Source organism: Streptococcus sp. 400_SSPC (assembly GCF_001072745.1).
GTDB classification, from domain to species: Bacteria; Bacillota; Bacilli; order Lactobacillales; family Streptococcaceae; genus Streptococcus; species Streptococcus xiaochunlingii.
In genome coordinates this window covers 1-25,177 of sequence record NZ_JVIQ01000049.1, presented here as the reverse complement: position 1 = coordinate 25,177, position 25,177 = coordinate 1, and the positions used below count along the sequence as shown (strand labels likewise).

General features: G+C 45.4%; 25 protein-coding genes. 15 read left to right on the top strand and 10 right to left on the bottom strand.

The features are described 5' to 3' along the window. Positions 1-34: 34 nt before the first annotated feature. On the bottom strand, positions 35-1,717 hold the full coding sequence (gene rnjA, locus ADH49_RS06340; RefSeq protein ID WP_023024486.1) for a ribonuclease J1: 1,683 nt from the start codon (positions 1,715-1,717) through the stop codon (positions 35-37). 3 nt (positions 1,718-1,720) lie between these two features. Continuing rightward, entirely contained in the window at positions 1,721-1,951 is a 231-nt protein-coding gene (locus tag ADH49_RS06335) for a DNA-dependent RNA polymerase subunit epsilon (protein ID WP_006595537.1), read from the bottom strand. Between the two features lie 283 nt (positions 1,952-2,234). Here ADH49_RS06335 and tsaB point away from each other — a divergent pair, with 283 nt between their 5' ends. From tsaB to ADH49_RS06305, 6 genes are all read left to right on the top strand, one after another. Beyond that, on the top strand, positions 2,235-2,918 hold the full coding sequence (gene tsaB / locus ADH49_RS06330; RefSeq protein WP_048690841.1) for a tRNA (adenosine(37)-N6)-threonylcarbamoyltransferase complex dimerization subunit type 1 TsaB: 684 nt from the start codon (positions 2,235-2,237) through the stop codon (positions 2,916-2,918). Then, positions 2,915-3,352 (top strand): ribosomal protein S18-alanine N-acetyltransferase, encoded by a 438-nt coding sequence (gene rimI, locus ADH49_RS06325; RefSeq protein WP_048690839.1) that lies wholly within the window; start codon positions 2,915-2,917, stop codon positions 3,350-3,352. Before tsaB ends, rimI begins: the two co-directional genes overlap by 4 nt. Next, the gene (gene tsaD / locus ADH49_RS06320; protein WP_048690837.1) at positions 3,342-4,364 is read left to right on the top strand and encodes a tRNA (adenosine(37)-N6)-threonylcarbamoyltransferase complex transferase subunit TsaD; all 1,023 of its coding nucleotides are present in this window, start codon (positions 3,342-3,344) and stop codon (positions 4,362-4,364) included. Before rimI ends, tsaD begins: the two co-directional genes overlap by 11 nt. Positions 4,365-4,450: 86 nt before the next feature. After that, a complete protein-coding gene (locus ADH49_RS06315; RefSeq protein ID WP_048690835.1) occupies positions 4,451-5,146 on the top strand; it encodes an AzlC family ABC transporter permease in 696 nt (231 codons plus the stop codon). After that, complete coding sequence (locus tag ADH49_RS06310; RefSeq protein WP_048690834.1) at positions 5,133-5,462, top strand: AzlD domain-containing protein; 330 nt, start codon at positions 5,133-5,135, stop codon at positions 5,460-5,462. Before ADH49_RS06315 ends, ADH49_RS06310 begins: the two co-directional genes overlap by 14 nt. Positions 5,463-5,584: 122 nt before the next feature. Then, positions 5,585-6,256, top strand: coding sequence for a hypothetical protein (locus ADH49_RS06305; RefSeq protein ID WP_414280969.1), 672 nt, complete (start codon positions 5,585-5,587; stop codon positions 6,254-6,256). Between the two features lie 39 nt (positions 6,257-6,295). Here ADH49_RS06305 and ADH49_RS06300 read toward each other — a convergent pair whose 3' ends face one another. The 3 genes from ADH49_RS06300 to ADH49_RS06290 all read right to left on the bottom strand — a co-directional run bounded on the left by ADH49_RS06300 (position 6,296) and on the right by ADH49_RS06290 (position 9,621). Continuing rightward, the gene (locus ADH49_RS06300; RefSeq protein WP_048690832.1) at positions 6,296-7,633 is read right to left on the bottom strand and encodes a sodium-dependent transporter; all 1,338 of its coding nucleotides are present in this window, start codon (positions 7,631-7,633) and stop codon (positions 6,296-6,298) included. A 197-nt stretch (positions 7,634-7,830) separates the two neighbouring features. Further along, on the bottom strand, positions 7,831-9,003 hold the full coding sequence (locus ADH49_RS06295; RefSeq protein WP_048690830.1) for an NAD(P)/FAD-dependent oxidoreductase: 1,173 nt from the start codon (positions 9,001-9,003) through the stop codon (positions 7,831-7,833). A gap of 87 nt (positions 9,004-9,090) precedes the next feature. Next, positions 9,091-9,621: a hypothetical protein gene (locus ADH49_RS06290; protein ID WP_006595548.1), complete on the bottom strand. Its 531-nt coding sequence runs from the start codon at positions 9,619-9,621 to the stop codon at positions 9,091-9,093. A gap of 287 nt (positions 9,622-9,908) precedes the next feature. Between ADH49_RS06290 and ADH49_RS06285 the strand changes: the two genes are divergently transcribed. Further along, positions 9,909-11,255, top strand: coding sequence for an Nramp family divalent metal transporter (locus tag ADH49_RS06285; protein WP_048690827.1), 1,347 nt, complete (start codon positions 9,909-9,911; stop codon positions 11,253-11,255). 140 nt (positions 11,256-11,395) lie between these two features. Next, positions 11,396-11,695 carry a YbaB/EbfC family nucleoid-associated protein gene (locus ADH49_RS06280; protein ID WP_048690824.1) on the top strand — a complete coding sequence of 100 codons (300 nt, stop codon included), beginning with the start codon at positions 11,396-11,398 and terminating at the stop codon, positions 11,693-11,695. 39 nt (positions 11,696-11,734) lie between these two features. On the opposite strand, the gene ADH49_RS06275 is transcribed toward ADH49_RS06280, so the two are convergent. The 3 genes from ADH49_RS06275 to ADH49_RS06265 form a co-directional block, all read right to left on the bottom strand. Then, entirely contained in the window at positions 11,735-12,328 is a 594-nt protein-coding gene (locus ADH49_RS06275; protein ID WP_048690821.1) for a 3'-5' exonuclease, read from the bottom strand. A gap of 88 nt (positions 12,329-12,416) precedes the next feature. After that, positions 12,417-12,932 (bottom strand): DUF536 domain-containing protein, encoded by a 516-nt coding sequence (locus ADH49_RS06270; protein ID WP_048690819.1) that lies wholly within the window; start codon positions 12,930-12,932, stop codon positions 12,417-12,419. Positions 12,933-13,044: 112 nt separating this feature from the next. Further along, positions 13,045-15,324 carry a Xaa-Pro dipeptidyl-peptidase gene (locus tag ADH49_RS06265; protein ID WP_048690817.1) on the bottom strand — a complete coding sequence of 760 codons (2,280 nt, stop codon included), beginning with the start codon at positions 15,322-15,324 and terminating at the stop codon, positions 13,045-13,047. Between the two features lie 101 nt (positions 15,325-15,425). Between ADH49_RS06265 and ADH49_RS06260 the strand changes: the two genes are divergently transcribed. The 7 genes from ADH49_RS06260 (at position 15,426) to fni (ending at position 22,471) form a co-directional block, all read left to right on the top strand. Further along, positions 15,426-16,703: an HdeD family acid-resistance protein gene (locus ADH49_RS06260; RefSeq protein ID WP_023919173.1), complete on the top strand. Its 1,278-nt coding sequence runs from the start codon at positions 15,426-15,428 to the stop codon at positions 16,701-16,703. A 105-nt stretch (positions 16,704-16,808) separates the two neighbouring features. Continuing rightward, positions 16,809-17,543: a CppA N-terminal domain-containing protein gene (locus ADH49_RS06255; protein WP_048690814.1), complete on the top strand. Its 735-nt coding sequence runs from the start codon at positions 16,809-16,811 to the stop codon at positions 17,541-17,543. Positions 17,544-17,578: 35 nt separating this feature from the next. Further along, a complete protein-coding gene (locus tag ADH49_RS06250; RefSeq protein WP_023027285.1) occupies positions 17,579-18,532 on the top strand; it encodes a serine hydrolase domain-containing protein in 954 nt (317 codons plus the stop codon). Between the two features lie 119 nt (positions 18,533-18,651). After that, positions 18,652-19,530 carry a mevalonate kinase gene (gene mvk / locus ADH49_RS06245; protein WP_048690811.1) on the top strand — a complete coding sequence of 293 codons (879 nt, stop codon included), beginning with the start codon at positions 18,652-18,654 and terminating at the stop codon, positions 19,528-19,530. Continuing rightward, the gene (gene mvaD, locus ADH49_RS06240; RefSeq protein WP_048690809.1) at positions 19,512-20,462 is read left to right on the top strand and encodes a diphosphomevalonate decarboxylase; all 951 of its coding nucleotides are present in this window, start codon (positions 19,512-19,514) and stop codon (positions 20,460-20,462) included. Before mvk ends, mvaD begins: the two co-directional genes overlap by 19 nt. Beyond that, positions 20,452-21,477 carry a phosphomevalonate kinase gene (locus ADH49_RS06235; RefSeq protein WP_048690807.1) on the top strand — a complete coding sequence of 342 codons (1,026 nt, stop codon included), beginning with the start codon at positions 20,452-20,454 and terminating at the stop codon, positions 21,475-21,477. The genes mvaD and ADH49_RS06235 overlap by 11 nt, the downstream gene beginning before the upstream one ends. After that, positions 21,455-22,471: a type 2 isopentenyl-diphosphate Delta-isomerase gene (gene fni, locus ADH49_RS06230; protein WP_048690805.1), complete on the top strand. Its 1,017-nt coding sequence runs from the start codon at positions 21,455-21,457 to the stop codon at positions 22,469-22,471. Before ADH49_RS06235 ends, fni begins: the two co-directional genes overlap by 23 nt. Before the next feature lie 46 nt (positions 22,472-22,517). Here the strand turns inward: fni and ADH49_RS06225 are convergent, their stop codons facing one another. After that, positions 22,518-23,786: a hydroxymethylglutaryl-CoA reductase, degradative gene (locus tag ADH49_RS06225; RefSeq protein ID WP_048690803.1), complete on the bottom strand. Its 1,269-nt coding sequence runs from the start codon at positions 23,784-23,786 to the stop codon at positions 22,518-22,520. After that, a complete protein-coding gene (locus ADH49_RS06220; RefSeq protein ID WP_048690801.1) occupies positions 23,779-24,957 on the bottom strand; it encodes a hydroxymethylglutaryl-CoA synthase in 1,179 nt (392 codons plus the stop codon). Before ADH49_RS06220 ends, ADH49_RS06225 begins: the two co-directional genes overlap by 8 nt. Positions 24,958-25,177: the final 220 nt, after the last annotated feature.

The window sequence follows — 25,177 nt, the reverse complement described above, 5'->3', positions numbered from 1 at the left end:
GATGGGACCGACAGGTCTCATCCATTCTTTTTACTTAATTTTCTTCATCTGGTGTCAAAATCATCGGGATGATGATAGGTTCACGTTCCGTGCTTTCGTAAAGGAAAGGACGGAGGGCGTTGACAATAGCACCATGTACGGTTTGAATATTGGCATCTTTGTTCTTCAAGGCGATTCGAATTGCATTGAAGAGGATGCGTTGACTTTCACGGATTAGGTCACCGGACTCTCTCATATAGATGAAGCCACGGCTGAGGATATCCGGTCCAGCTAAAATCATCTTCGACTTGAAGTCAACTGTCGCAACAGCTAGGACAACCCCATCTTCTGATAAATCTTTGCGGTCACGAAGGACAGCAGCTCCGATTTCTCCGATGCGATTTCCGTCGACATAGATATCTTGGGCATTGAAACTTCCTGCGATACGAGCTGAGTTAGCCGTCAGGGCAAGAACATCTCCGTTGCTCATGATGAAGATGTTATCTTTCTCTACTCCACAATCACGCGCAAGTCCAGCGTGAATCTTCTGCATGCGGTACTCACCGTGGACAGGCATGAAGTATTTCGGTTTGATCAAGCGCAACATGAGCTTTTGTTCTTGTTGGCCACCGTGTCCAGAGGTATGGATGTTGTTGATCTTACCGTGGATGACATCGACACCCGCTTCGGAAATCGTATTGATCAATTTATTAACACTAGTTGTATTCCCAGGAATTGGACTAGATGAGAAGATAACGGTATCACCCGGTTGCAATTGCACCTGGCGGTGGGTTCCGTTAGCGATACGAGACAGTGCCGCCATAGGTTCCCCTTGGCTTCCTGTACACATAATGAGGATTTCATTTGCCGGGTAGTCTTTGATTTCACTTGGTTCAATAATGGTGCCAGGCGGTACCTTGATATAGCCAAGTTCAATTCCGTTGACAATGGCTTTTTCCATCGAGCGTCCAAAGACAACAATCTTGCGACCAGTTTTAACAGCGGCATCTGCAGCCTGTTGGAGACGGAAGATGTTAGATGCAAAGGAAGCGAAGATGATGCGTCCATGAATGCCTTCAATAATCTTCATAATGGATTGGCCAACGACTTTTTCAGAGTTGGTAAAGGTTGGGACTTCCGCGTTGGTTGAGTCAGAAAGCAGACAGAGGACGCCTTCCTCTCCTAGTGCAGCCATCCGGTGAAGGTCGGCCGGCTCCCCTACAGGTGTGAAGTCAAATTTAAAGTCTCCCGTGCAGACGATTTTTCCTTGAGGCGTATGAAGAACGATCCCCAAAGGTTCTGGAATAGAGTGAGTCGTCCGGAAGAAGGTCGCTTTAATATGCTTAAAGGTCAACTCCGTATTTTGGTTGATTTCATAGAGTTTGGCACCACGAAGGAGGCCATGCTCTTCTAATTTTCCACGAATAAGGGCTAGAGCCAAAGGTCCAGCATAGATTGGTACATTAGCTTGCTTCAAGAGGAAGGGAATTCCTCCGATATGGTCTTCGTGTCCGTGGGTAATCAAGACACCTTTGACACGGTCGATATTTTCAACGATATAGGAATAGTCAGGAATCACGTAATCAATCCCTAACAAATCATCTTCAGGGAACTTGATCCCAGCATCCACAATGATGATTTCGTCTTGGTATTCAATCCCATAGGTATTTTTACCGATTTCCCCGAGACCTCCAATGGCGAAAACACCAACTTCTTCAGGTTTTAAGGTATATGCCATGGATTAGAACTCCGTAATTTCAAATGCGCCAGACTCTTTTTCATATTCTAGGTGTTGGTCTGACAAGAGAGTGATAAATTCGATGTTGTAAGATGTATTTTCCTCAACAAGGCGACGAGCTTCAATGCGTCCTTCTAACTCATTCTTCGCATCAATATCGAGATAGAGGGCATGAGTCGTTTCACGACGAGGGTTGCGTTCTTTTGTTTCTTGGTAGAAAACTTTGTAAATCATTTCGTTTCGGTTCCTTTCACATGTTCGGACTGTAGCAGAAAAGAAACAGCTAGTAGCTAGCTGAGACACCTATTCTTGCTTTCTTTTGTCCTGATTCGATACAATTATTATTCATTATACCATAAATAGGCTCTAAGGAAAAGATGCAAGCGGGTTCTGAGAGCAGAAGGAAGCGCTTTTTTAGAAGGGATAGAGAGCAGGTGATTTCACAGTCTGGGGGTGCTTCCTCTACCGTTTGGCGCCTATTTGTAGTATAATATGAAGCAGACAACGAGGAGAAAACATGAAAGTATTAGCATTTGACACCTCCAGTAAGGCCCTATCCGTTGCCCTTTTGGAGGAAGAAAACCGATTAGCAGAGTTGACACTGACGATCAAGAAAAACCACAGCATTACCTTGATGCCTACCATTGAATTTTTAATGACTAGCATTGATTGGAAACCGACGGATTTGGACCGTATCGTAGTAGCAGAAGGGCCTGGATCTTATACTGGCTTACGGATCGCGGTAGCAACGGCTAAAACCCTAGCTCAAACGCTAAAGATTGACTTAGTAGGGGTGTCGAGCTTACTAGCCTTGGTACCAGAAGAGATAGAAGGTCTGGTAATTCCAGTCATGGATGCGCGCCGTAACCATGTCTATGCGGGCTTTTACCAAGAGGATCAGCTGGTCTACCCGGAGGCTCATCTTTCTTTTGAGGCCGTATTAGAAAGAGCAAAGGGAGCTGAGAAGGTGACCTTCCTTGGGGAAGTAGAAGCCTTTCGCGAGCAGATACAAGAGGCATTGCCGAGTGCTCAGATGGTAGAAACCCTACCGGATGCGGTACGGATTGGTCGACTAGGACTTACAAAAGAAGCTGTCTCCGTCCATGGTTTTGTCCCCAACTACCTCAAGCGGGTAGAAGCTGAAGAAAACTGGCTCAAGGACCATCAAGAGTCCGGTCAGTCCTACATTAAACGCCTATGATCCGTATCGAGAAGGAGGCGGGGCGATTCGATTTAGCCCCTCAGTTGGTAGAAATCTTAGACAATGTCTATGGACAAAGCCCCTGGACCTTGGAGCAAGTCCTAGCGGATATCGGTCAACCTCAAAATTGGTATGCCTTGGCCTACAGTGGGGAAGAATTGGTGGGCTTCTTGGCTATACAAGAAAACCTCTATGAGTTAGAAGTCGTCCAAATTGCTGTTCGAAAAGAGTGGCAAGGTCGCGGGATTGCTGGTCAGCTACTAGAAACTGTTCCTCAGGAGAAAGAGGTCTTTTTAGAGGTGAGAGAAGGAAACACTCCGGCTCGAACTCTCTATCAGAAACAAGGATTTAAAGAAATTGGTTGCCGGAAAGGGTATTATCATGCACCTACCGAAGACGCCATTATGATGAAAAGGGAAGCAAATGAAGGATAGATATATTTTGGCATTTGAAACATCTTGTGATGAGACCAGTGTCGCCGTCTTAAAGAACGATACAGAGCTCTTGTCCAATGTCATTGCCAGCCAAATTGAAAGCCATAAACGCTTCGGGGGAGTGGTTCCAGAAGTTGCCAGTCGGCACCATGTCGAAGTCATTACGGCCTGTATTGAGGAAGCGCTAGAAGAAGCGGGAATTACAGAAGAAGAAGTTACAGCGGTTGCGGTAACTTACGGACCAGGTCTGGTTGGAGCTCTTTTGGTCGGTCTTGCTGCAGCCAAGGCCTTTGCATGGGCCCATGGGATTCCTTTGCTTCCTGTCAATCATATGGCTGGCCACTTGATGGCTGCTCAAAGCGTTGAGCCTTTAGAATTTCCGCTCTTGGCCTTGCTGGTCAGCGGAGGACACACTGAGTTGGTCTATGTCTCGGAGGCGGGTGATTATAAGATCGTTGGGGAAACACGTGATGATGCAGTGGGTGAAGCCTATGATAAGGTCGGCCGCGTCATGGGCTTGACCTATCCAGCCGGTCGTGAGATTGACGAGTTGGCACATAAGGGTCAGGATATCTACGATTTCCCACGCGCCATGATCAAGGAAGACAATCTGGAGTTCTCATTCTCAGGGCTCAAATCTGCCTTTATCAATCTCCACCACAATGCCGAGCAAAAAGGCGAGAGTCTGTCCAAGGAAGACCTATCGGCCTCCTTCCAAGCAGCGGTGATGGATATCTTGATGGCCAAGACCAAAAAAGCCCTAGAAAGATACCCTGTTAAGACCCTGGTGGTGGCGGGAGGAGTCGCGGCCAACCAAGGATTACGTGAATGCCTGGCTTCTGAGATCACAGATGTTAAGGTCATCATTCCTCCTCTGCGCCTCTGCGGGGACAATGCGGGGATGATTGCCTATGCCAGTGTCAGCGAATGGAATAAGGGAAATTTTGCTAGCTTAGACCTCAATGCTAAGCCTAGCCTTGCTTTTGCTCCGATAGAAGAGGACTTAGATTAGTTGAGAAACGAACATAAACGACGGGAGGACGATTCCCGTCCCTTTTTTTGTTATAATAGATAGCATCAAAAAAGAAAGGAGAAAGAGTGGAAAAGAATTTTCAGCAGGGGGTCAGGGATGCCCTTCCGACGGCCTTGGGTTATATCAGTATTGGCTTAGCCTGTGGTGTGGTGGCGTCGCCCTATCTCTCCCCTTTAGAAATGGGCTTGATGAGTCTCTTGGTTTACGCAGGGGCTTCTCAGTTTGCTATGATCTCTTTGATTGCCGTCCATTCGTCCCTCATGAATATTGCCTTAACCGTCTTTTTCATCAATTTGCGCAATATGCTTATGAGTCTGCATACCTCCCCTGATTTCAAGGAGGCTAGCCTGGTCCATAATATTGGAATTGGTAGTTTGTTGACAGATGAGAGTTACGGGGTTTATTTGAGTGAAAAATTGAAAAGTGACCGGATCACTGTTCCCTGGATGCATGGCAATAATGTGGTCGGTTATCTAGCCTGGGGATTATCAACCATTTTGGGGACAGCCCTAGGCTCCCTCTTGCCCAATCCTAGTGCCTTCGGCCTGGACTTCGCCTTAGTTGCCATGTTTATTGGGATTTTTGCAGGTCAGTTTCAAGGCATGCGTTTGACGGAGAAGATGGCTACCATGCTCCTTGTTTTAGGTGCAGTAGCCCTTAGCTTTTTCCTCTTGACCTTCTTTTTGACCCAATCCTTGGCCGTTTTAGTGGCTACTTTAACAGGTTGTTTCGTGGGGGTGATGTGCGATGCGCGTGAATAGTTGGATTTTCTTGGTTATTTTGACGTCCGCAGTGGTCACCTGGATTCCACGCATTTTGCCCTTCGTTTTGGTCAAATACCGGGGGTTGCCGGATCCAGTTCTGCGTTTTCTAAAGTACCTTCCCATTGCCATCATTTTTGCCCTAATCCTTTCCAGTCTGATAGAGGGGAAAGTAGGCCAGCTTCCTCAAGTTCGGTGGGTGGATCTGGTCGCAACCATTCCGACCATGATAGTAGCCTTTCGCTACAAAAACCTAATGGGTACGGTTCTATTCGGGATTGTCTTGGTTGCCCTCTTACGTTTGCTTGTCGCCTGAATCTCCTGAATTTTTAGATAGATTGCTATTTGTTACAAATATTACAAAAATATTTCAAAAACACTTGACATTGAGTAATATTGTAATATAATAGTTTTTATCAAATGAAGTGAGGGATCATCATGATGAAAAAATGGACAAGTTTAGCACTTTTAGGATTAACTTCTGCAAGCCTACTCGTAGCCTGTGGTTCAAAAAAAGAAGAGAACAAATCTTCTGCCAAAGAAGCACAAACGACGGTGAAGTCTAGTCAGAAAAAAGCAAAGGCAGCTTCTGGTAAGAAAGAGACAAAAGCTACTGAAACGGATGCGCAAGAAGGGGCACAAGCTGCTTCTCAAGACGCAGGAAACTCAGGTCAAACCGATGCAGGATCTGCTGTAGCAAGCACTAACAAGGCTACAGACTCGTCTCAAATGGTGCCAGAAGAGCTGGTAGGGACTTGGACGGGAACAACTGAAATTGCCAAAGATGTTCAAATGACCGTGGCTGCAGACGGTACGGTCACTACAACAGCGAACTTTTATCAAGCTGATTTGAATCCTGTTCGTACTGCAACAACGAAAGCCAAGGCAGTTCAAGCATCTGGTAATGTCTATTACTGGGAAACAGACGAACCTGGCGCTTTTGATGCCCTTCTTCCAGGGATTGCTGGACTTGGGGGAGCCAATATGAAGGTAAAACCCGGCTTCATCTTAGAAGAGGGCCATTATACACCGATTGTATTTGTAACAGGGCTTAATGAAGACTTTGATTATAGCAAATACAATGATTTCCGTGTTTCCCTTACAAAATAAAGAAAATCCACGAATCCCTAAGGAGTCGTGGATTTTGTTTTAGATAAATTGTGTAATAAAGACAATGAGGATGACGATTGGAATCACAAAGCGAAGCAAGAAAATCCAGAGCTTGAAGAAGAAGCGCTTGGTTTTCTCTTCTCCCACCTTGAGTTCTTCTTGGGCTAGGACTTGATCAAAGATATAGCCTGTAAATAGGGAGAGGCAGAGAGCTCCAAAAGGCATGAGGAGGTTGGAAACCAAAAAGTCCATACAATCAAAGAAGGATTTTCCAAAAAGGGTCCACTTGGAGAGTACTCCATAGGAAAGGGCAGACGGGATCCCAAAGACAAAGGTCAGAAGACCAATGATTTGGCTCAATTTAGCCCGCTGTTTGTTGTTTTGGTTGGTGACGTTCCCGACATTAATCTCTAACATGACGACGGATGAGGTAATGGTCGCAAAGAGGAAGAGAAGAAGGAAAAGCAGGTAGAAGAGGGTACCAAAAGGCATCTTGTCAAAGACTTGTGGCAGGACTACAAAGAGGAGTCCCGGTCCACTAGTAGAAGGGATTTGAAAGGCTGACATGGCTGGGAAGATCGCCAAGCCCGCCATGATAGAAACGGCGATATTCATGAAGACGACGGAAATCCCGGATTGGACCAGGTCAGTGTCCTTGTCCAAATAGGAAGCATAGGTCAACATGGCTGTCACCCCTAGCGATAGGGCGAAAAATGATTGGCCCAAAGCGTAGAGCAGACCTTGGCTAGTCATCTTGGAGAAGTCTGGCTTGAGGAAATAGCTAACTCCCTCCCAAGCGCCAGGTAAGGTCAAGGAACGACCAATCATGACTAAGAAGATAATGAAGAGAAGTGGCATCATGAATTTTGAGGCCTTTTCAATCCCTTGCTCGACCCCCTTGGACACAATCAAGACATTGAGGAGGATGAAGATGGCCTGGGCCCCAAGAGCCAACCAGGGATTTGAAATAATCTCTCCAAAGAGCTGGGTATAGTCACTAACTGAGAGAAGTTGGAATAACTCTCCCAAGGCGACTCCCAAATAAATCAGGATCCAACCACCGATGACACTGTAGAAGGAGAGGAGGATGAACAGGGCAAAGGCACCGATCCAACCAATCCCATCATAAAGGCGACGGCCACTGAGTTTTCCAAAGGTCTTAATGGCAGAGACACCAGCTGCACGTCCTAGAGTAAATTCAGCTAGTAAGAGAGGGAAGCCGATAAGTAGAGTTGCTATCAAAAAAACAAGAAGGAAACTTCCGCCTCCATTAGCGGCGGTCATATAAGGGAACTTCCAAACAGCCCCAAGACCAATTGCAGAACCTGCAGAGGCTAGGATAAAGCCAATTTTGGAACCCCATTGAGATTTTTCCATATGGATTCTCCATTTCTAATTCAAATATAGGAAGAAAGCAAAGGCCAGCAAAGGCTCTTTCGTAGACAAAAGAAAAAGGCTATTTAGTACGAACTAAATAGCCATAAAAACGCAAAGTGACATCTCTAAGAAGACGACTCTTATGTTTGTTGCTGGATTTGTTCTAAAAATAATCCTAACATCTTTTGAAAAAGCTGTCAATAGTGGAGACTTCCGGCCACCCAACCGGTACAGAGGGCAGAAGTAATGTTAAAGCCTCCTGTATGGGCATTGATATCCAGGACCTCCCCAGCAAAATGAAGACCGGGGACCAACTTACTTTCTAAGGTCTTGGGATTGATTTCCTTGAGGCTGACGCCACCTTTGGTTACAAAAGATTTGGCCAAGGACATCTTTCCAGTTATAGGGATTGGGAGTTCCTTTACTTTCGCTAGTACGGCATCGATTTCTTTAGGAGAGAGTTGCTTCACCTTTTCCGGAAAATCCTGGGCAAAGAATTCCGCCAGGCGTTCTGGCAGATAGGCCTTCAGAACATTCTTTAGAGATTTTTCCCGGTTTTCCTCTAGGATTGCTGTGAGTTCTTCCTTAGAATAGTGAGGGAGACTGTCTAGTGTTAGGATCTCTCCTCCTTTGACAAAGCTTGACATGCGAAGGGCGGCCGGGCCAGACAGGCCAAAGTGGGTAAAGAGGAGGTCATGGGTAATGTGGTGTTTGCCATAGTGGAGGGTCACATCGTCTAAGGAAATCCCTTGAAGGGCCTTGTGGGGGAAATCTGTCAGGAGGGGGCTTTCAGCAGCTTCTAGTTCTGTAATAGTGTGCTGGAAGTGACGAGCGATATCGTGGCCAAAGCCGGTAGAGCCCGTCGAAGGGTAGGACTTTCCACCGGTTGTCACAATCAAGCGGTCTGCAGTCCAGGTCTCGTCTTTTGATTTGATGACGAATTGTCCATCGATTTTCTTCACAGAGGTTACCTCTACTTGGCAGCGGACTTGACCGCCAAGTTCGGCAATCTTATCTGTCAGAGCTTGAATAATCGTTTGGGAACGATCTGAAGCTGGAAAGACACGACCATGGTCTTCGACCTTGAGTTTGACCCCGTTTTCTGTGAAGAAGCGGATGATATCATGATTGTCAAATTGAGAAAAGACACTGTAAAGGAAACGTCCGTTTCCTGGAATGCCTGCTAGGAGATCGTCCAGGCTCCCATTGTTGGTCACATTGCACCGGCCTCCACCAGTCCCAGCTAGTTTTTTCCCTAGTTTGCGGTTTTTTTCCAAGAGGAGGGTTGCTTGCCCGTAGAAGGCACTAGAGATGGTGGCCATCATACCAGCAGGGCCTCCTCCGATGACAATGGTATCGTAGTGGTTCATAAGGTCTCCTTTTTCTCGTCTCGTTTTATTTCCAGTTCATTGTAACATAAAAAATGGACCCTGTCCCCAGGCTCCACTTGTTATGAGTTAATTGTCTTCGTCTGGATTTTGACGGAGGTGGATGGAATAACGCTTAGGAGGGTAAATGCCGATTTCAGGACCCCAGCGTGGGAAGAGCTGATTGGTTTTCTTCCCAGCGGCGTACTTGGCTTCTGCCGCCATTTCCCAGAGCTCTTCGTAGAGATCACCGAGCAAGAAGTCGAGCTCTTGATAATAGAGGTCTGGCTTTCCGTAGTCACTAAGGCTTAGTTCCATCAAACCATAGACTTGTAGCTTATGGTCCATAAGTCTACGTCCGTCTACCTTGTTAGAGTGAACGATAATGCGTCCGAAGGGATCATTTCTCCGGATGCGTTCGAGCTCTTTGTAGGCGTTGATTCCAGAATTTCCTTGACAGGAGAAGAAGTAAATGTTTTTCAAGTCATAGTCGATATAAGAGATATTTCCATTATAGACCAGCTTGACTGGTAGATTACGAACCCGTTTTTTCTCTAGATAGTTGTTAATATGTTCGACCAACATCTTAGAGGGATAATTGTATTCAATGACATAGATCATAGTTTCTTTCCTTTGCTATTGAGTAAATAACTGAGCTATCTTTCAGTTACGAATAGTATACAAGCTTTTGGAGTCAGATAGGGGGAAAAATCTATTTGGTTCATTTTTGAAGCTATTCGGTTCATTTTGGAGGAGCAAGGGAGAAAAAATCGCTAAAGGAATACGAAGAAAATGGGGAAGTGGGGGCGAAGAAGGGAATCTTCTCTTGAAAATGCAAAGAAAATTTACCGAAATCTTTCATTTGTGCTATAATCAAGGGGAAGTGACGTCATGGAAAGAAGGATATCATGAGTTTAGAACAGTTAGAGCGGAAATCGCTCCAAGAAATCAATCAATCCGTCAAGGTTCCCAAGGGAACTTCTTTTTGGAGGACCTTGTTATTGTTTTCAGGTCCGGGGAGTCTAGTAGCAGTGGGCTACATGGATCCTGGGAACTGGATCACCAGCGTTGTTGGAGGGGCTCACTATCGTTACTTGCTCTTGTCGGTGGTTCTCTTGTCTTCCTTGATTGCCATGCAATTGCAACAGATGGCTGGGAAACTAGGGATTGTCCATCGGAAAGATTTGGCCCAAACAACAGCGACGCATTTGCCCAAGTGGCTCCGCTATATTCTCTGGATAGTGATTGAATTAGCCTTGATGGCGACAGATTTAGCAGAAGTCATTGGTTCGGGGATTGCACTCCATTTGCTGTTCGGATGGCCCTTGCTCTTTTCTATTTTAGTTACCATCCTGGATGTCTTCCTCCTCCTTGGACTCATGCACTTAGGTTTTCGTAAGATTGAGGCTATTGTCTCCACCTTGATTTTGACCATTCTGGGGATTTTTATCTACCTTGTGGTCCTATCAAAACCAGATATAGGTGGCATTTTTGCTGGCTTTCTTCCTCAGAAAGAAATCGTAGGTATCGGTCTTCCTAAGAGATCACAAGCCTTGACACTGGCCTTGGGGATTATTGGTGCAACCGTCATGCCCCATAATCTCTATTTGCATTCCTCCATTTCACAGACACGCAAGGTCGATTATGAGGATCCTGCAGATGTTCGTCGGGCTGTGCGTTTCATGACCTGGGACTCTAATATTGAATTGACTCTGGCTTTTGTTGTCAACTCTCTCTTGCTGATTCTCGGAGCGGCCCTCTTTTTTGGACACGCAGAAGAAATTGGAGCCTTCTCTAGTATGTATGATGCCTTGCAAAACAATGCCATTGCAGGAGCTATTGCAAGTCCTTTTCTGTCCACTTTGTTTGCTGTTGCTTTGTTAGCAAGTGGTCAGAATTCAACAATTACAGGCACTTTGACGGGACAAATTGTCATGGAAGGTTTCCTTAAATTCCGTCTTCCTCAATGGCTAGTCCGCCTCTTTACACGGATGTTGGCCCTCACTCCTGTCCTGATTGTCGCCTTTCTCTTTGGAGACCAGGAAAGTGTTCTAGATGATTTGTTGGTCTATTCTCAAGTCTTCTTGTCTCTGGCTCTACCATTTTCAATTTTTCCCTTGGTTTACTTTACCTCCAATAAAAAAATCATGGGAGAATTTGTCAATGCAAAATGGAATACCTACTTAGCTTACGGAGTAGCTACTCTTCTGACTCTGTTAAACGTCCAACTCATTGTGACGACGCTCTTTAAATAAAAAATCAGCTTTGTCGGATGGGGAAAACATGCTATAATAGGAGAGAAGTCCCCATCTTGTCAGAAAATGGGCAGAAGTGGGCAGTAACCATTAAACAAGAGGTCCTAACCCCTTGATACGAAAGGAATGTAGAAAATCTTATGATGAATATGCAAAATATGATGAAGCAAGCACAAAAGCTTCAGAAACAAATGGAACAAAGTCAGGCAGAATTGGCTGCTTCTCAATTTGTTGGTAAGTCTGCTCAGGACTTGGTCGTCGCTACCTTGACAGGTGATAAAAAGGTGGTATCCATCGAATTTAACCCGGCAGTTGTGGACCCAGAAGATACAGAAACTCTTTCTGATATGACTGTTCAAGCTATCAATGCGGCCATCGAAGAAATTGATGCAGCAACCAAGAAAAAATTGGGAGCTTTTGCTGGTAAATTACCATTCTAAGCATACAGAGAAAACCTCTATCAGATGATAGAGGTTTTTTTAGTCGTTAAAAAAATTGGAGAGGTCCAATCCACCAAAAGGAGAGGTAGAAAAGGATTCTTGTTCGGTTAGGAGTTGCCGGGCCCGGTCTGATTCGAGAAAGGCTTCATAAACAAGGGCAGTCATCCGGGCATCTTCTAGACTATCATGCGATTTTCCAGCTACTCCTAAAAACTGAGCAACTGTATGGAGCTGCAAGTTTTTGATCCCATGGAGGTCAGAAGGCCGGCGTTTAGAAGCTTCCTCAAAGACATCAACAGCATATTGGTCTGTGAACTCTAGCCCATTTTCCGCTAGGATAGGGAGGTCACTCTTGATGGCATTGTATCCAATGAGGGGACTATCTGCAACAAAATCTCGAAACTCCTCTAGAACTTGCTCGAGTGGGGGAGCTTGGAGGATTTTATCAGATGTGATCCCGGTGAGGCCATTGATAAAGCTCTTTAGTGGTTTATCCGTATAGGCATAGGAATCATAGTGGGCAACTTCTTGGCCATCTGCAAAGCGGACAGCAGAAACTTGGATAATGTGGTACTTTCCTTCAAATTGATTAAATTCTAAATCAAAGGAGACATAGTGGCTTAATTCTTTCAAGGGAACTCCTTCATCTATTGGGTGTTTTTGGATTTTCTAATTATTGAGGGGAGGCAAAGGCATAGAAAAAACTGACCGAAGTCAGTTTTTAGCGACCAAAGACGCGTCTCCAGAAGCCTTTACTCTCTTGTTCTTGAACCTTTTCATTGGCTTGATCTAATTCTAATTTCAATGTTTCGCGGTCATTCATAGCCTGAAGGGTTAGCTGTTGTTGTTGGTCGAGCTGTTTGTCTTTTTCAGCAATCTGAACATCTTTGACACGCAACTGCTCATCCTTTTTAGCTAATTGCTCATCTTTGGATTTTAGCTGGTCGTCTTTTGCTTTTAGTTGTTCGTAGAGACGAACGATCTCGGCATTTTTTTCATCTACCAAAATTTCCATCAATTCACGCTGTTTCACATCATCGCTGACAGGCTCGTCTTCAAAGATGGTCTTTTTGTAGATTTCTTCTAGCTTAATCAAGCCACTACGGGTTACGACGGTAACTCCCTTATCATTTTTTTCTGTATCTTCAGGATCTAGGGCCTTGACACGGTTATTGACCGCTTGGCGACTAACTCCTAGAATTTCAGCAATTTCGCTGACTGTTTTTTCGATAGCCATAATATCCTCTAAACTCTTTTTCTATGAAATACTCTCTTAGATATTATCATAAGTAGGCAAGGCTGTCAAATCAAGCAAGGGAAGGGACGACAAGGAAAAAGCATGAAATTCCTTAATCCATCTCAGGAAGGGTTAAGCTGGAGTTGGCCAGATCAATGGTGAGTTGGTAGTCCGTTTGGTCGCGGACGGTGATCTCAAAATCAGTTGTATAAAGGACGAGACGAAGAGTAGTGCCTTTCTCCAGTTTGTAGATGGTTGGTTGGAGTTCAAAGTCGAGTTCCATCCATTCCCCTGGCGTCACGGCCTCAACCTCTAAGAGGTCATGACGGTTTTGAAGGTTGAGATACCCTTTTGTAATCACTCGTTGGCTAGTTTCCTTAAATGGCAACTCGGTCAAATTGTCTAGCATATGGTAGCGACCGTTATCAAGGGTGCGGACGGATAGGACAGCTGGATAGGGTTGGAGGTATTTCTTGCTTCCTAGCTCCATGAGTTGGGCTGAAAGCAGGCCTTTGTTTGTGCTAGATTGGAGTCGCAGGTGAAGGCGAGCTTTTCCGTTGAGGTGCAGGTCTTCTTCGATCGGAAGATCAATGGTCACTTGTTGGGCCTTATCTTGGTAGAGGTCGGTTAAGAAGGTCGGATAGGCCTTGCCATAGCGCTCATAGTCTTCTGTCGCATAGCGGTTTTGGATGACTTTCTCACCATCTCCGAGTGGGAAGGCCCGCTGTGCTGTTTGATTGCCAAAGTCTTCCAATGAGGTCCAACTTTGCTCTCCTGTATTGTCCTGCCAGATGACGGTTGGCAATTCATAACTTGAATCATAGCCCAGTAATTTTTTAGAGAGGAGGGCATTCATACTCTCACGGAAGTCAATGGACTGCCAGTTGTTGAGATAGACATGGGCTCCATTGTGGTAGAAGAGGTGTTTCTTGATGTTGGCTGGAAGGGCTTGGAACATTTGGTAAACATGGAGGGGCTTCACGTTCCAGTCTTGGGAACCATGAGTGAAGACGACCTCTGCCTTGACTTTGTCTGCCTGAAGGAGATAGTTGCGGTCGTGCCAGAATTGGTTGTAGTCACCTGTTTTGCGATCCAATTGCTTCTTAACCTCTTCCAAATCAGCGACATGGGCTGCATGGTGGCGGAGATAGTCTCCAGCCCGAAGGGCACGTGAATAGGTCAATTCAGCGAGTGAATCAAAATCCTCTCCAGGATAGCCACCAGGACTCGTCACGAGTCCGTTTTCGCGATAGTAGTTGTACCAAGAAGAGATACCGGCTTCTGCGATGATAACTTCTAGGCCATCGACACCTGTGGTAGCCAGTCCATTGGACATGGTCCCTAGGTAGGACAAGCCTGTCGTAGCAACCTTGCCATTAGACCAATCAGCCTTGATTTGGCGTTGGCGACTGTGGTCTGTGAAGGCACGACAGCGTCCGTTGAGCCAGTCGATGACATTTTTATAGGCCTCGATTTGGCGATAATCCCCGTTGGTCATCAAGCCTTGGGAATCCTTGGTTCCAAGACCGGAGACGTAGAGATTGGCAAAGCCACGAGCGAGTAGGTAGTCATTGAGGGTATAACTGGAGTTGATATGAGTGAGGGTTTCTTCAGCCTCAGAGACTAGTTGAGCTGAACCGACAGGATCCACCAATTCTAATTGAGGTTCTTCTACTTGGATGGTATGAGGTTCTTTGACCTCGAGGTCCACATTCATATTATAGAGCGCCTTGTCGCTAGCCTTGTCATTGGTTCCTTGGTGATAAGGGCTAGCAGTCATGACGGCTGGAATTTTTCCTTCATAGCGTGGGCGAATAATATTGACCTTGACCAAATCTGGAAGACCATCCTGATCGCTATCAATTCGACTTTCTACATAGACCACCTCACGGATCACATCATGGCAGTTAAAGGTAGCTAGACTTTTTCCGTTGAAAAAGTGGTAGCGATTGTCTTCAGGAATCAAGCCATCGCTGACCAACTGCTCAATTAGTAAATTCCCTTTGACTGTTCGAGTATTGAGGAGGTGGTAGAGGTTTTCTACCAAGTTTCCATACTCAATCGGAAATTGGACTTCTTTCAAGAAGCTATCCGTATCTTCAAAATCAATAAAATAGCGGAAACCGAGTAATTGGAGGGCTACTGTGTAAAAAATGTTCGGAGACCATTCGCAGTCAGATTGGATATACGTTAAAAAGTCTGTTTTAGAATCCACCACTAGGTTAGAGAGGGGATAATCTGTATCTTTATAGGTGAAGTAAACCTTGCGGACAAACCATTCAAACAGTTCTTTTTCTGGGAGGTGGGTGGGAAGGTCAAACCCAATTTCTTTTAGTTCCTTAAGAATGTCTTTTTGGTCAACAGATAGATAGCTATATTGATTGTATTTCATAGACTGCTCCTTTTATCAGTTTCTTTGTTCTTTACTTTTTATATTATACTTGATAAAATAGTATTTGTCTAAAGACCTTTCGTCTATAAGGAGAAGGAATATTGAAAAAAATATCTTTTGAACAAGTTGCAAGAAGACGGACCTTATTGTTTGGGGTTCTTGCCGTCATTTTTGGGATTCTCATTTTTCGAAACGGCGTTGGTTTCACCAAATTTTCCTTGGATCTATTAGCCATTTACTTTTTAGTTGATGGACTAGGAAGCTTTCTTCTTCGCTTTTTGTTACGTAGCAAGTCTATTTCCTATAGCCACTCTATTTGGTTTATTTTTCTTTCACTTGCGTTGATCTGGTTGAATCGACTGAGTAGTCTGCCCGTAAACTTAGTTGTGATTTGTTTAGGGGCATATCAGTTGGGGAGTGCCATTGTCTATGGGATCACATTTTGGCTTTATAAGGCCAATCGGGTAAAAGGAGGCTGGCTCTATTTATGGGATGCGCTTTTAAACGGTGGGCTTGGTCTAGCAACTGTCTTGGAACCTGGTTCAGATGGGCACTTCCAATTTATCCTCTTGGGGGCTTATCTGGTCTTGTTGGGGATTTCTAATATTCGAGATGGTATTTTATTTGACAAAGACCAACAAGGCCAAGAGTTAAAACGTCGCTTTCGTATTAGCCTACCGGTTATCTTTGCAGCCTTTATCCCTGCTAAGGAGTTAAAACGGTTTAACCAGTTTCTTCAAAAAGGGAGCTCGGCGGGACACACAGGCCCTTATCGATTGGTGAAAAAAGAAGAAGAGGCAAGGGAATTAGAAATTTTGGTTCATACTTCTGACAGCAACTTATTTGGAGCGATTGGGCATGTAGATATTTGTTATCAGGGGAAGGTCATTTCTTACGGAAGTTACGATCCCTTTTCAGAGCGTCTATTTGGGACGATTGGGGATGGCGTACTGTTTAAAGTGGATAAGGAACCATACATCGAACTATGTAAAAAAGAGAGTCAAAAGACGCTGTTTGGCTACAGCCTATCCCTTACCGAAGAAGAGAATCAGGCAGTAGAGAAGCGTCTAGCTGAAATTGATCAGTTGTTAGAACCTTGGGATCCACCTAGGAGGTTACTGGAAGACGGTCAGCCGACCTACGCTTACAAATTGAAATATGATTTAGGGGCTGAGCTATATAAATTTACTTCTTCGCGTTTTAAATCTTACTTTGTTCTGTCTACTAATTGCTGCCTGTTAGCAGATTCCATTGTGGGACAGGCAGGAACGGCTGTATTAGATGTGCGTGGAGTGATTGCACCAGGGACCTATCAGGATTACTTAGAATACGAATTTGAAGCTCCAAACGGGCGGGTCCATACACGAACAGTATACTAAAAAAAGAAAGACAGATTTTTATTTTTGAAAAATCTGTCTTTTTTGCACAAGATTTCTTGTAAAAAAAAAGAAAATCTTTTAAAATATAAAAGACTTGGAGGAATTATGTGCATAAATAAGATTAGTAGTATTTCACCTGTATTAAAAACAAACAATCGAAATGTCAATCAAGAATTTTTTGAAAAGGTCTTAGGAATGAAAACCCTGTTGGAAGATGGGGCTTTATTATCCCTTGGAGATCAATCGAAGACAGATCGCCTCTATTTAGAGGAATCCCCTAGTATGAGAACCCGCAAGGTGGAGGGCCCAAAACGCCTGGCTTGCTTAAAGATTCGCGTGACCAACCCACAAGAAATTGAGTGGCTTCTGGCTCGTGGACATCAAGTTGATCGCCTCTTTAAAGGAAAAAATGGCTATGCCTTTGAAGCCCTTTCGCCAGAAGGAGATCGTATCTTGCTCCATGCGGAAGAGCAAGTGGGCAGTTTAACTGAAATTGAGGAAGTTCCAGATTTTCAAGCGAATGAAGAGTTTACAACCTTGACGGAGTTTTTCGTAGAAAAGATGGTGCTTCGAGTACCTAATGTAGAGACTTCTACAGCTTTCTATCAACAACTACCTGGCTTAGAAGATTATTTAGAGTTAGAAGCATCAGATGGTCCGGACCTTACACTAGCAAATGGACAGACTTGGGACCTTTGTCAGGTCAAGGTCATTTTAGAGCCATTTGTAGCAAGTGAAGTGGCCTCTTGCTTTGGAGATCAGGTGACTTTTGTACCAAAAAGGCAACAATTTGTCTTGGTTGAGGATCCAAGCAAGATTGAATGGTGGTTCGAAGCCTAAGCAAGTCTTTGGCTGATTGAAATGAGTGAAGAAAAATGGAAAAAATCATCCAAAAAATTCAAGAGCAAATAGGAGCAGGCATCTACCCAGGTGCCTCTCTTGCGCTCTATCAGAAAGGAAGCTGGCAGGAGTATTACTTGGGACTAGCTGATCCAGACAAGCAAGAGCCAGTTATTCCTGGCTTGACCTATGATTTAGCCAGTGTGAGTAAGGTCGTCGGAGTTGGAACGGTTCTTGCTTTTCTGGTCCGACAAGGGCAAATTGATATCGATCGTCCCTTAGCTTCTCACTATCCGGATATGGAGCAGGCAGAGGTGACCATCCGTCAGCTTTTAACCCATACTTCTGGGCTGGATCCTTTCATCCCTAGACGAGATGACTTGGATGCTGAGGGCTTAAAAGAAGCCCTGCACCGTTTGAAGCTCAAGGACAATCGCCAGTTCCACTATACAGATGTCAATTTTCTTTTGTTGGGCTTTCTTCTGGAGAAGTGGTATGGTCAGGATTTGGCCCAGATTTTTCAGGAGCAAGTCTTTGCACCTTGGCAAATGAAGGAGACTACTTTTGGCCCGGTTTCTCAAGCGGTGCCAACCCTTCGTGGCGTTCCAGCTGGTGTCGTCCATGATCCGAAAGCGCGTGTACTGGGAGTCCATGCCGGAAGTGCAGGTCTGTTTTCGACCATTAGAGATATGGAAATTTTCCTGGAGCATTACTTACAGGATCCTTTTGCAGAGATTTTATCGCAGAACTATGCTTTAGAAAAAGGGAAGATGCGCTCTCTGGCCTGGAATCTGGAAGGAGACTGGTTGGACCATACAGGTTATACAGGAACCTTCCTTCTCTATAATCGCAAGCTCCAATTGGCAGCTATTTTCCTATCCAATCGGACCTATGAAAAAGATGAGCGGGCCCAATGGATCCTGGATCGGAATCAACTCATGGAGCTCATCAAAAGAGAAATGGAAGGAACCGGAAAAAATCCTTCCTAAGACGGAGAAAGAAGCGTGGTTTAGCCATCGCTTTTTTTCTTTTTTTATATTAAAATGGAAGGAGAGAGGATTGTATTAAGCAATCTATAGCAGAAAGAACGAAGATAACTGAGAGACATATGACTAGATCGATAGGTGTCGGACAAGCACATAGCAAGATTATTTTAATAGGAGAGCATGCGGTTGTTTATGGCTATCCAGCCATTGCCTTGCCCCTCCTTAACATTCAGGTCACTTGTCAGATTGTACCTGCGGAGCGTCCGTGGGTCCTTTTTGAGAATGATAGCTTATCTATGGCCGTTTACGCTTCTTTAGAGCATTTGGGGATTGAGGAGGCGGCTATCGCTTGCCGGATTGACTCCATGATTCCGTCCCAGCGGGGGATGGGGTCCTCGGCTGCTGTCAGTATTGCGGCAATTCGAGCAGTCTTTGATTACTTTGGGCGAGATTTGAGTCAAGAGACTTTGGAAATCTTGGTTAATCGAGCGGAAATGATTGCCCATGTGAATCCAAGTGGGCTGGATGCCAAGACCTGTCTCAGCGATCAGCCGATTAAATTCATTCGAAATGTCGGCTTCAGTGAATTAGAGGTTAATTTGGGTGCCAAGCTGGTCATTGCAGATACAGGTATCCATGGCCATACCAAAGAAGCCATTCAGAAGGTCAAGGAGTTGGGAACAGCAGCCCTCGCTAGTTTCCATGAAATTGGACTTCTAACTGAGTACGCAGAAAAAGCTCTTGCTCAAAAAGATGCTTTCACCTTGGGACGCATCTTAACAGACTGCCATCATCATTTGCAAGCAGTGGGAGTGAGTTGTCCAGAAGCGGATCAATTGGTGGAACTAGCCTTAGGGAGTGGAGCCTTGGGAGCCAAGATGAGTGGTGGTGGGCTCGGTGGCTGTATCATTGCCCTTGCTGCAGACCAGGAACATGCAGAGATAATCGCAAAAGAACTAAGAAATAAAGGAGTGGAGGAGTTATGGATCGAAAGCCTGTAAGCGTGAAATCATATGCCAATATCGCCATTATTAAGTATTGGGGCAAGGAAAACAGTGAAGCCATGGTGCCATCAACTAGTTCCATTTCCTTGACCTTGGAAAATATGTATACGGAGACTCGACTTAGTCCTTTGGGGCCTGAAGCCAAGTCCCATGCCTTCTTTATTGATGGGGTCTTCCAAAATGAAGCGGAGCAGGCCAAGATTGGAGCAGTCATCGACCGCTTTAAACCAGAAGGAGAGACAGGCTTTGTGCGGGTTGATACCAGCAACAACATGCCGACAGCTGCAGGACTTTCTTCTAGTTCCAGTGGCTTATCTGCCTTGGTAAAAGCCTGCAATCGCTATTACCAACTGGGAATGACGCAGGCAGAACAAGCTCAAGCGGCTAAGTTTGCCTCCGGTTCGTCTTCTCGTTCTTTCTTTGGCCCTTTAGCGGCTTGGGACAAGGATACTGGAGCAATCTACCAGGTGGAAACGGACCTCAAACTGGCTATGATCATGCTAGTGTTAAACGACCAACAAAAAATTCTTTCTAGTCGGGAAGGGATGAAACGGTGCACGGAAACCTCTACCAATTTCCAAGAATGGATCCGCCAGTCAGCCCGGGATTACCAAGATATGCTGGGTTACCTGAAGGACAATGATTTTGAAAAAGTAGGGGAATTGACCGAACGGAATGCTCTTCTCATGCATTCTACAACCAAGACTGCAAGTCCAGCCTTTTCCTATCTGACGGATAAGAGCTATGAGGCCATGGAGTTCGTGCGCTCTCTTCGTGAAGAAGGGAAACGTTGCTACTTCACCATGGATGCAGGTCCGAATGTGAAGGTTCTCTGTCTAGAAGAGGATCTGGACCAATTGGTTCCACTTTTTGAACAAGACTACCGTATCATTGTCTCCAAGACCAAGGATTTATCCCATGAAGATTAAGAAAGAAGTTCGTGCAGGTGGGAAGCTGTATGTCGCTGGGGAATATTCTATCTTAACTCCTGGACAAACAGCCATCATTCAGTTTATCCCTATTTACATGCAGGCAGAAATCCAACCAGCATCTACTTATCGGATTCAGTCGGACATGTTTCCCTTTGCGGTTGATTTGACTCCGAATACGGACTATGCATTGATCCAAGAAACCGTGCATCTGATGAACGCCTACCTCCAGTCACAAGGAGTAGCGATTTCTCCCTTTGATTTACGTATTGGGGGGAAATTTGAGCGAGAGGGTAAGAAATTCGGAATTGGCTCTAGTGGCAGTGTGGTCTTGTTGACCCTCAAAGCCATGGCAGCTCTTTATGATTTCCCCCTGCCTGCAGACTTGCTCTTTCGTTTGGCCTGTTTGGTCTTGATTCAGCGTGGTGACAATGGGTCAATGGGAGACCTAGCTTGTATTGCCTATGAAGGCTTGGTTAGCTACCGCTCTTTTGACAGACGGGCGTTGGCTGAGCAATTACAAGATCAGGATTTAAACCAGATCTTAGTCCTTGATTGGGGATATGAAATCCAGCCTCTTGCCCCTCAGTTGTCCTATACTTTTTTAGTGGGTTGGACCCAAGAACCTGCTATTTCAAGGGACTTGATTAACCGCGTTCGTTCGGCTATTGGCCCAGTCTTTTTAAAGGGTACTGAGCAGGCTGTACAAGACCTCTTAGTGGCCTTTCAAGAAGCAGACAGAGACTTAGCCTGGTCCTCTATCGGTCGGGCTAGTGACTTACTTCTATCTCTTAATGAGGTAATTTATACCAAAAAACTAGCCCAATTAAAGAGGGCAGAAGAGGGGTTAAAGGTCATTGCAAAATCCAGTGGCGCTGGAGGAGGAGATTGTGGAATCGCCCTCGCATTTGAGGAGGCTGCTGCCCAAGAAATCGTCAGACGCTGGCAAGAAGCAGGGATTGATTTATTATATTCAGAAAGGATGGGAGAGTATGACGACCAACCGAAAGGATGAACATATTCGCTTGGCCTTGGAACAAACTCCGGGTTACAATAGCTTTGATGAGGTTGAGTTGATTCATTCCTCTTTACCAACTATCGATTTAGATGAGGTGGACTTGACGACTCATTTTGCGGGTCGTGATTGGGACTACCCTTTTTATATCAATGCCATGACAGGTGGCAGTGCCAAGGGGGGAGAAATCAATCGGAAGTTGGCCCAGGTGGCAGAAGCCTGTGGTATTCTCTTTGTGACAGGTTCTTATAGTGCAGCTTTGAGGGATCCTCAGGATAGCTCCTATCGAGTCAAGGACCTTCATCCGGACCTACTCTTTGCGACCAATATCGGGATTGACAAACCGCTTGAATTGGGCATACAGACGATTGAGGAGACCCAGCCCCTCTTTCTCCAACTCCATGTCAACCTCATGCAGGAGCTTCTCATGCCCGAAGGGGAACGAAGCTTTAGAAACTGGCAAGGCCATTTAGCAGGTTATGCAAAGCAACTTCCAGTGCCCTTGGTGCTAAAAGAGGTCGGTTTTGGTATGGATGCCGGAACTATCCAAAGAGCCATCGAACTAGGTGTCAGGACAGTTGATATTTCTGGTAGAGGTGGGACCAGTTTTGCCTATATCGAAAACCGTCGGGGAGGCAATCGCTCCTATCTCAATGACTGGGGACAAACAACGGTCCAAGCCCTACTTGGGGCTCAACCACTGATGGATCAGGTCGAGGTTCTCGCCTCAGGTGGCGTTCGTCATCCCTTGGATATGATCAAGGCACTCGTTTTAGGAGCCAAGGGGGTCGGTCTTTCTCGGATCATCTTAGAACTGGTAGAGACAAAGCCGATTGACGAGGTCATCGCCCAAGTCAATGATTGGAAAGAGGATTTACGCCTAATCATGTGTGCCCTTTCTTGTCAGACAATTGCCGATTTAAGAAAGGTTCCCTATCTTCTCTATGGCCGAGTAAAAGAAGGACACAAACAAATCTCTTCCATCCATGATTAACTTGAAGAAACTAGCAAAAATCCCTCCGTTTACACGGAAGGATTTTTTACTTACTTTGACGAATTTCCTCTAAAACAGCTTGGACTTTTTCCAGGTTAAAGGGTTTGTCCTCTAGCAATGCTTGCACCACCGGAGCCACCTCTGACGGAGTAGCTCCAGCAAGTAGGGCGAGTGACTTAGCCTGGAGTTTCATATGCCCATGTTGAATACCGGTGCTGACCAAGGCCTTAAGCGCAGCAAAGTTTTGAGCTAGGCCAACGGACACAATAATCCGTGCAAGAGTCTGGGCGTCGGGATTTCCAAGTAGTTCATGAGCCACTTGGACACTTGGATTGAGTCCGATGGAGCCTCCCTTGGTAGCGATAGGCATGGGAAGGGTCAGTTGACCTTCTAGGACTTGGTGTTCTGGATGATCCATCCAGTTAGATAGTCCTTGAGCTTGTCCTGTTCGACTAGCATAGGTATGGCCACCCGCTTCAATCGCCCGCCAGTCATTCCCAGTTGCCAAGACGACAGCATCAATGCCATTGAAAATTCCCTTGTTGTGAGTGGCTGCTCGATAAGGATCAACAGCCGCCAATTGACTGGCCAGAGCTATTTTCTGAGCAATTTCAGCAGCTTCCTTGGAATCGCGACTGAGGAAGCGGTAGTCTATGTGACAGCTTACCGTGACCAGGGCATCTGTCGCTAGGTTAGACAGAATAGCCATTAATCCCTGCCCCTCGGATAAATCTTCTAAAGGGTCGACCAGGGCTTCCAACATAGTGTTGAGCATATTAGCCCCCATGGCCTCTTTTGGATCAACGGATAGGTAGCAAATGAGAAAGTCACCTTTCACCTCTGTCCAGAGATCTCGTGCCCCACCTCCCCGTTTAACGATGGAAGGATAGGCTTGATTGGCCAGTTGGAGCAGTTCTTCTTTAGCTTCTGCAATCGCCTGACTGGCCTTTTCTTTATGGCTAACGTCATAAAGAGCTACTTGACCGATCATTTGACGCTTGTGAACCTGGGTCTGAAACCCACCTGAGCGCTTGATTAGTCCAGCAGCGTAAGAAGCAGCAGCGATGACAGAGGGTTCTTCCGTCACCATTGGGACTTGGATTTCCTGACCATCTACCTGGAAGCCAGGAGCTAGACCAAAGGGTAAAGCCAAGGTGCCGAGGACGTTTTCGACCATTTCATTGGCAAGAGAAAGGGGCAATGTTTCATTGTCCCTTACTGTTTGTAGACTTTCTTCTGAAAGGAGTCCGGCCTGAGCCAGTTTTTCGATGCGCTCTGCTGGACTTGCTTTTGAAAAACCAGTTAATTTAACCATGGTGTTCTACCTTTACATAGGTTCGTTGGTGTTCGTTGATTTCTGATAAGGCATAGGTTTGATCTTGGTAACCTTGGAAGGTTTGATTGCCTTCAGCATCTAATTGTGCGTCTTCGAAGAAGATTCTCTCATATTCGGCAATCGTAAGAGCTTTTCGCTGATCCAATTCTGCCATACGGTTTGGATGGAGCATTTTCTCAAATCCTTCGACCAAGTGAGCACTAAAAATCTCCGCTACCGCACCACTTCCATATCCATAGAGGGCGATTCGGTCGCCAGCAGCCAATTGAGGTTGGTTTTCTAGGAGAGAAAGCAAACCTAGGAAGAGGGAACCTGTATAGATATTCCCAACCTTTTGGCTGTAGAGAATGGATTGTTCAAAATTGTATTGCAATTGGGCTTGTTTCTCAGGAGAAAGACTCTTGTCAAGAATCTTTTTTAAGCCCTTGAGGGCGAGCTTGGGATAAGGAAGGTGGAAGCAGACCGCCGCAAAATCATCCAAGGTCAAACCAGTCCGTTTTTGATACTCTATCCAAGTTGTTTTCAGACAATCCAAGTACTGTTGGGTCGAATAAATCCCATTGACAAAGGGTGTGCTGGAGTAGTTGGGACGCCAGAAATCCATGACATCTCGGGTTTGAGCAACATTATCATCATTAAAGGCTAGGATACGTGGGTTCTGCGTCACCAGCATAGCGACAGATCCAGCTCCTTGAGTCGGCTCTCCAGGGGTGTCGATCCCATATTTTGCAATATCGCTTGCAATGACCAAGACCTTGCTCTGTGGGAACTTTTCAACATGAAGTTTAGCATAGTCCAAAGCGGCCGTTGCAGCATAGCAGGCTTCCTTCATTTCAAAGCTCCGAGCAAAGGGTTGGATTCCTAGGAGACCGTGAACGAAAACAGCAGCAGCCTTACTCTGATCAATTCCTGACTCGGTCGCCAGGATAACCATATCAATTTCTTCTTTTTCTTCTTCGGTTAAAATACTATGGCTGGCACTTGCTCCAAGTGTGACGATATCCTCTGTAATAGGGGCAATACTTAGTTCTTTCAATAAGAGCCCTTTACTGAGTTTTTCTGGATCAGTATTTCGAGCAGCCGCTAGCTCACTTAAGCGCAAGACATACTGGCTGGTCGCAAATCCAATCTTATCAATACCGATTGTCATAAATAACCTCTTTTAATTTGATATCTACTAGTATATTTCGTTACTATTTTACCATATTTGAGAGCAAAACTCCCTTGAAAAAGCCAGAACAGAATGGAAATCATTCTTAGGACCGAGTTGGGCAAGGGGATTTTTTGAAAAAAAGAGGACGAAAAACAAAAGAGAGTGGGACAGAAATCGGTAATTCGTTAGAATTCGATTTCGTCGTCCCACCTCCGCA

Bases quoted from the DNA above. Each gene is read 5' to 3' on its own strand.
- ADH49_RS06225 (WP_048690803.1), bottom strand. From the start codon at position 23,786: ATGGTTAAATTAACTGGTTTTTCAAAAGCAAGTCCAGCAGAGCGCATC.
- ADH49_RS06290 (WP_006595548.1), bottom strand. From the start codon at position 9,621: ATGATCTATGTCATTGAATACAATTATCCCTCTAAGATGTTGGTCGAA.
- ADH49_RS06250 (WP_023027285.1), top strand. From the start codon at position 17,579: ATGGAAAAAATCATCCAAAAAATTCAAGAGCAAATAGGAGCAGGCATC.
- ADH49_RS06265 (WP_048690817.1), bottom strand. From the start codon at position 15,324: ATGAAATACAATCAATATAGCTATCTATCTGTTGACCAAAAAGACATT.
- ADH49_RS06305 (WP_414280969.1), top strand. From the start codon at position 5,585: ATGATGAAAAAATGGACAAGTTTAGCACTTTTAGGATTAACTTCTGCA.
- rimI (WP_048690839.1), top strand. From the start codon at position 2,915: ATGATCCGTATCGAGAAGGAGGCGGGGCGATTCGATTTAGCCCCTCAG.
- rnjA (WP_023024486.1), bottom strand. From the start codon at position 1,717: ATGGCATATACCTTAAAACCTGAAGAAGTTGGTGTTTTCGCCATTGGA.
- ADH49_RS06270 (WP_048690819.1), bottom strand. From the start codon at position 12,932: ATGGCTATCGAAAAAACAGTCAGCGAAATTGCTGAAATTCTAGGAGTT.
- ADH49_RS06255 (WP_048690814.1), top strand. From the start codon at position 16,809: ATGTGCATAAATAAGATTAGTAGTATTTCACCTGTATTAAAAACAAAC.
- ADH49_RS06220 (WP_048690801.1), bottom strand. From the start codon at position 24,957: ATGACAATCGGTATTGATAAGATTGGATTTGCGACCAGCCAGTATGTC.
- ADH49_RS06310 (WP_048690834.1), top strand. From the start codon at position 5,133: ATGCGCGTGAATAGTTGGATTTTCTTGGTTATTTTGACGTCCGCAGTG.
- ADH49_RS06335 (WP_006595537.1), bottom strand. From the start codon at position 1,951: ATGATTTACAAAGTTTTCTACCAAGAAACAAAAGAACGCAACCCTCGT.
- ADH49_RS06300 (WP_048690832.1), bottom strand. From the start codon at position 7,633: ATGGAAAAATCTCAATGGGGTTCCAAAATTGGCTTTATCCTAGCCTCT.
- ADH49_RS06280 (WP_048690824.1), top strand. From the start codon at position 11,396: ATGATGAATATGCAAAATATGATGAAGCAAGCACAAAAGCTTCAGAAA.
- mvaD (WP_048690809.1), top strand. From the start codon at position 19,512: ATGGATCGAAAGCCTGTAAGCGTGAAATCATATGCCAATATCGCCATT.
- mvk (WP_048690811.1), top strand. From the start codon at position 18,652: ATGACTAGATCGATAGGTGTCGGACAAGCACATAGCAAGATTATTTTA.
- ADH49_RS06295 (WP_048690830.1), bottom strand. From the start codon at position 9,003: ATGAACCACTACGATACCATTGTCATCGGAGGAGGCCCTGCTGGTATG.
- fni (WP_048690805.1), top strand. From the start codon at position 21,455: ATGACGACCAACCGAAAGGATGAACATATTCGCTTGGCCTTGGAACAA.
- ADH49_RS06285 (WP_048690827.1), top strand. From the start codon at position 9,909: ATGAGTTTAGAACAGTTAGAGCGGAAATCGCTCCAAGAAATCAATCAA.
- tsaD (WP_048690837.1), top strand. From the start codon at position 3,342: ATGAAGGATAGATATATTTTGGCATTTGAAACATCTTGTGATGAGACC.
- tsaB (WP_048690841.1), top strand. From the start codon at position 2,235: ATGAAAGTATTAGCATTTGACACCTCCAGTAAGGCCCTATCCGTTGCC.
- ADH49_RS06235 (WP_048690807.1), top strand. From the start codon at position 20,452: ATGAAGATTAAGAAAGAAGTTCGTGCAGGTGGGAAGCTGTATGTCGCT.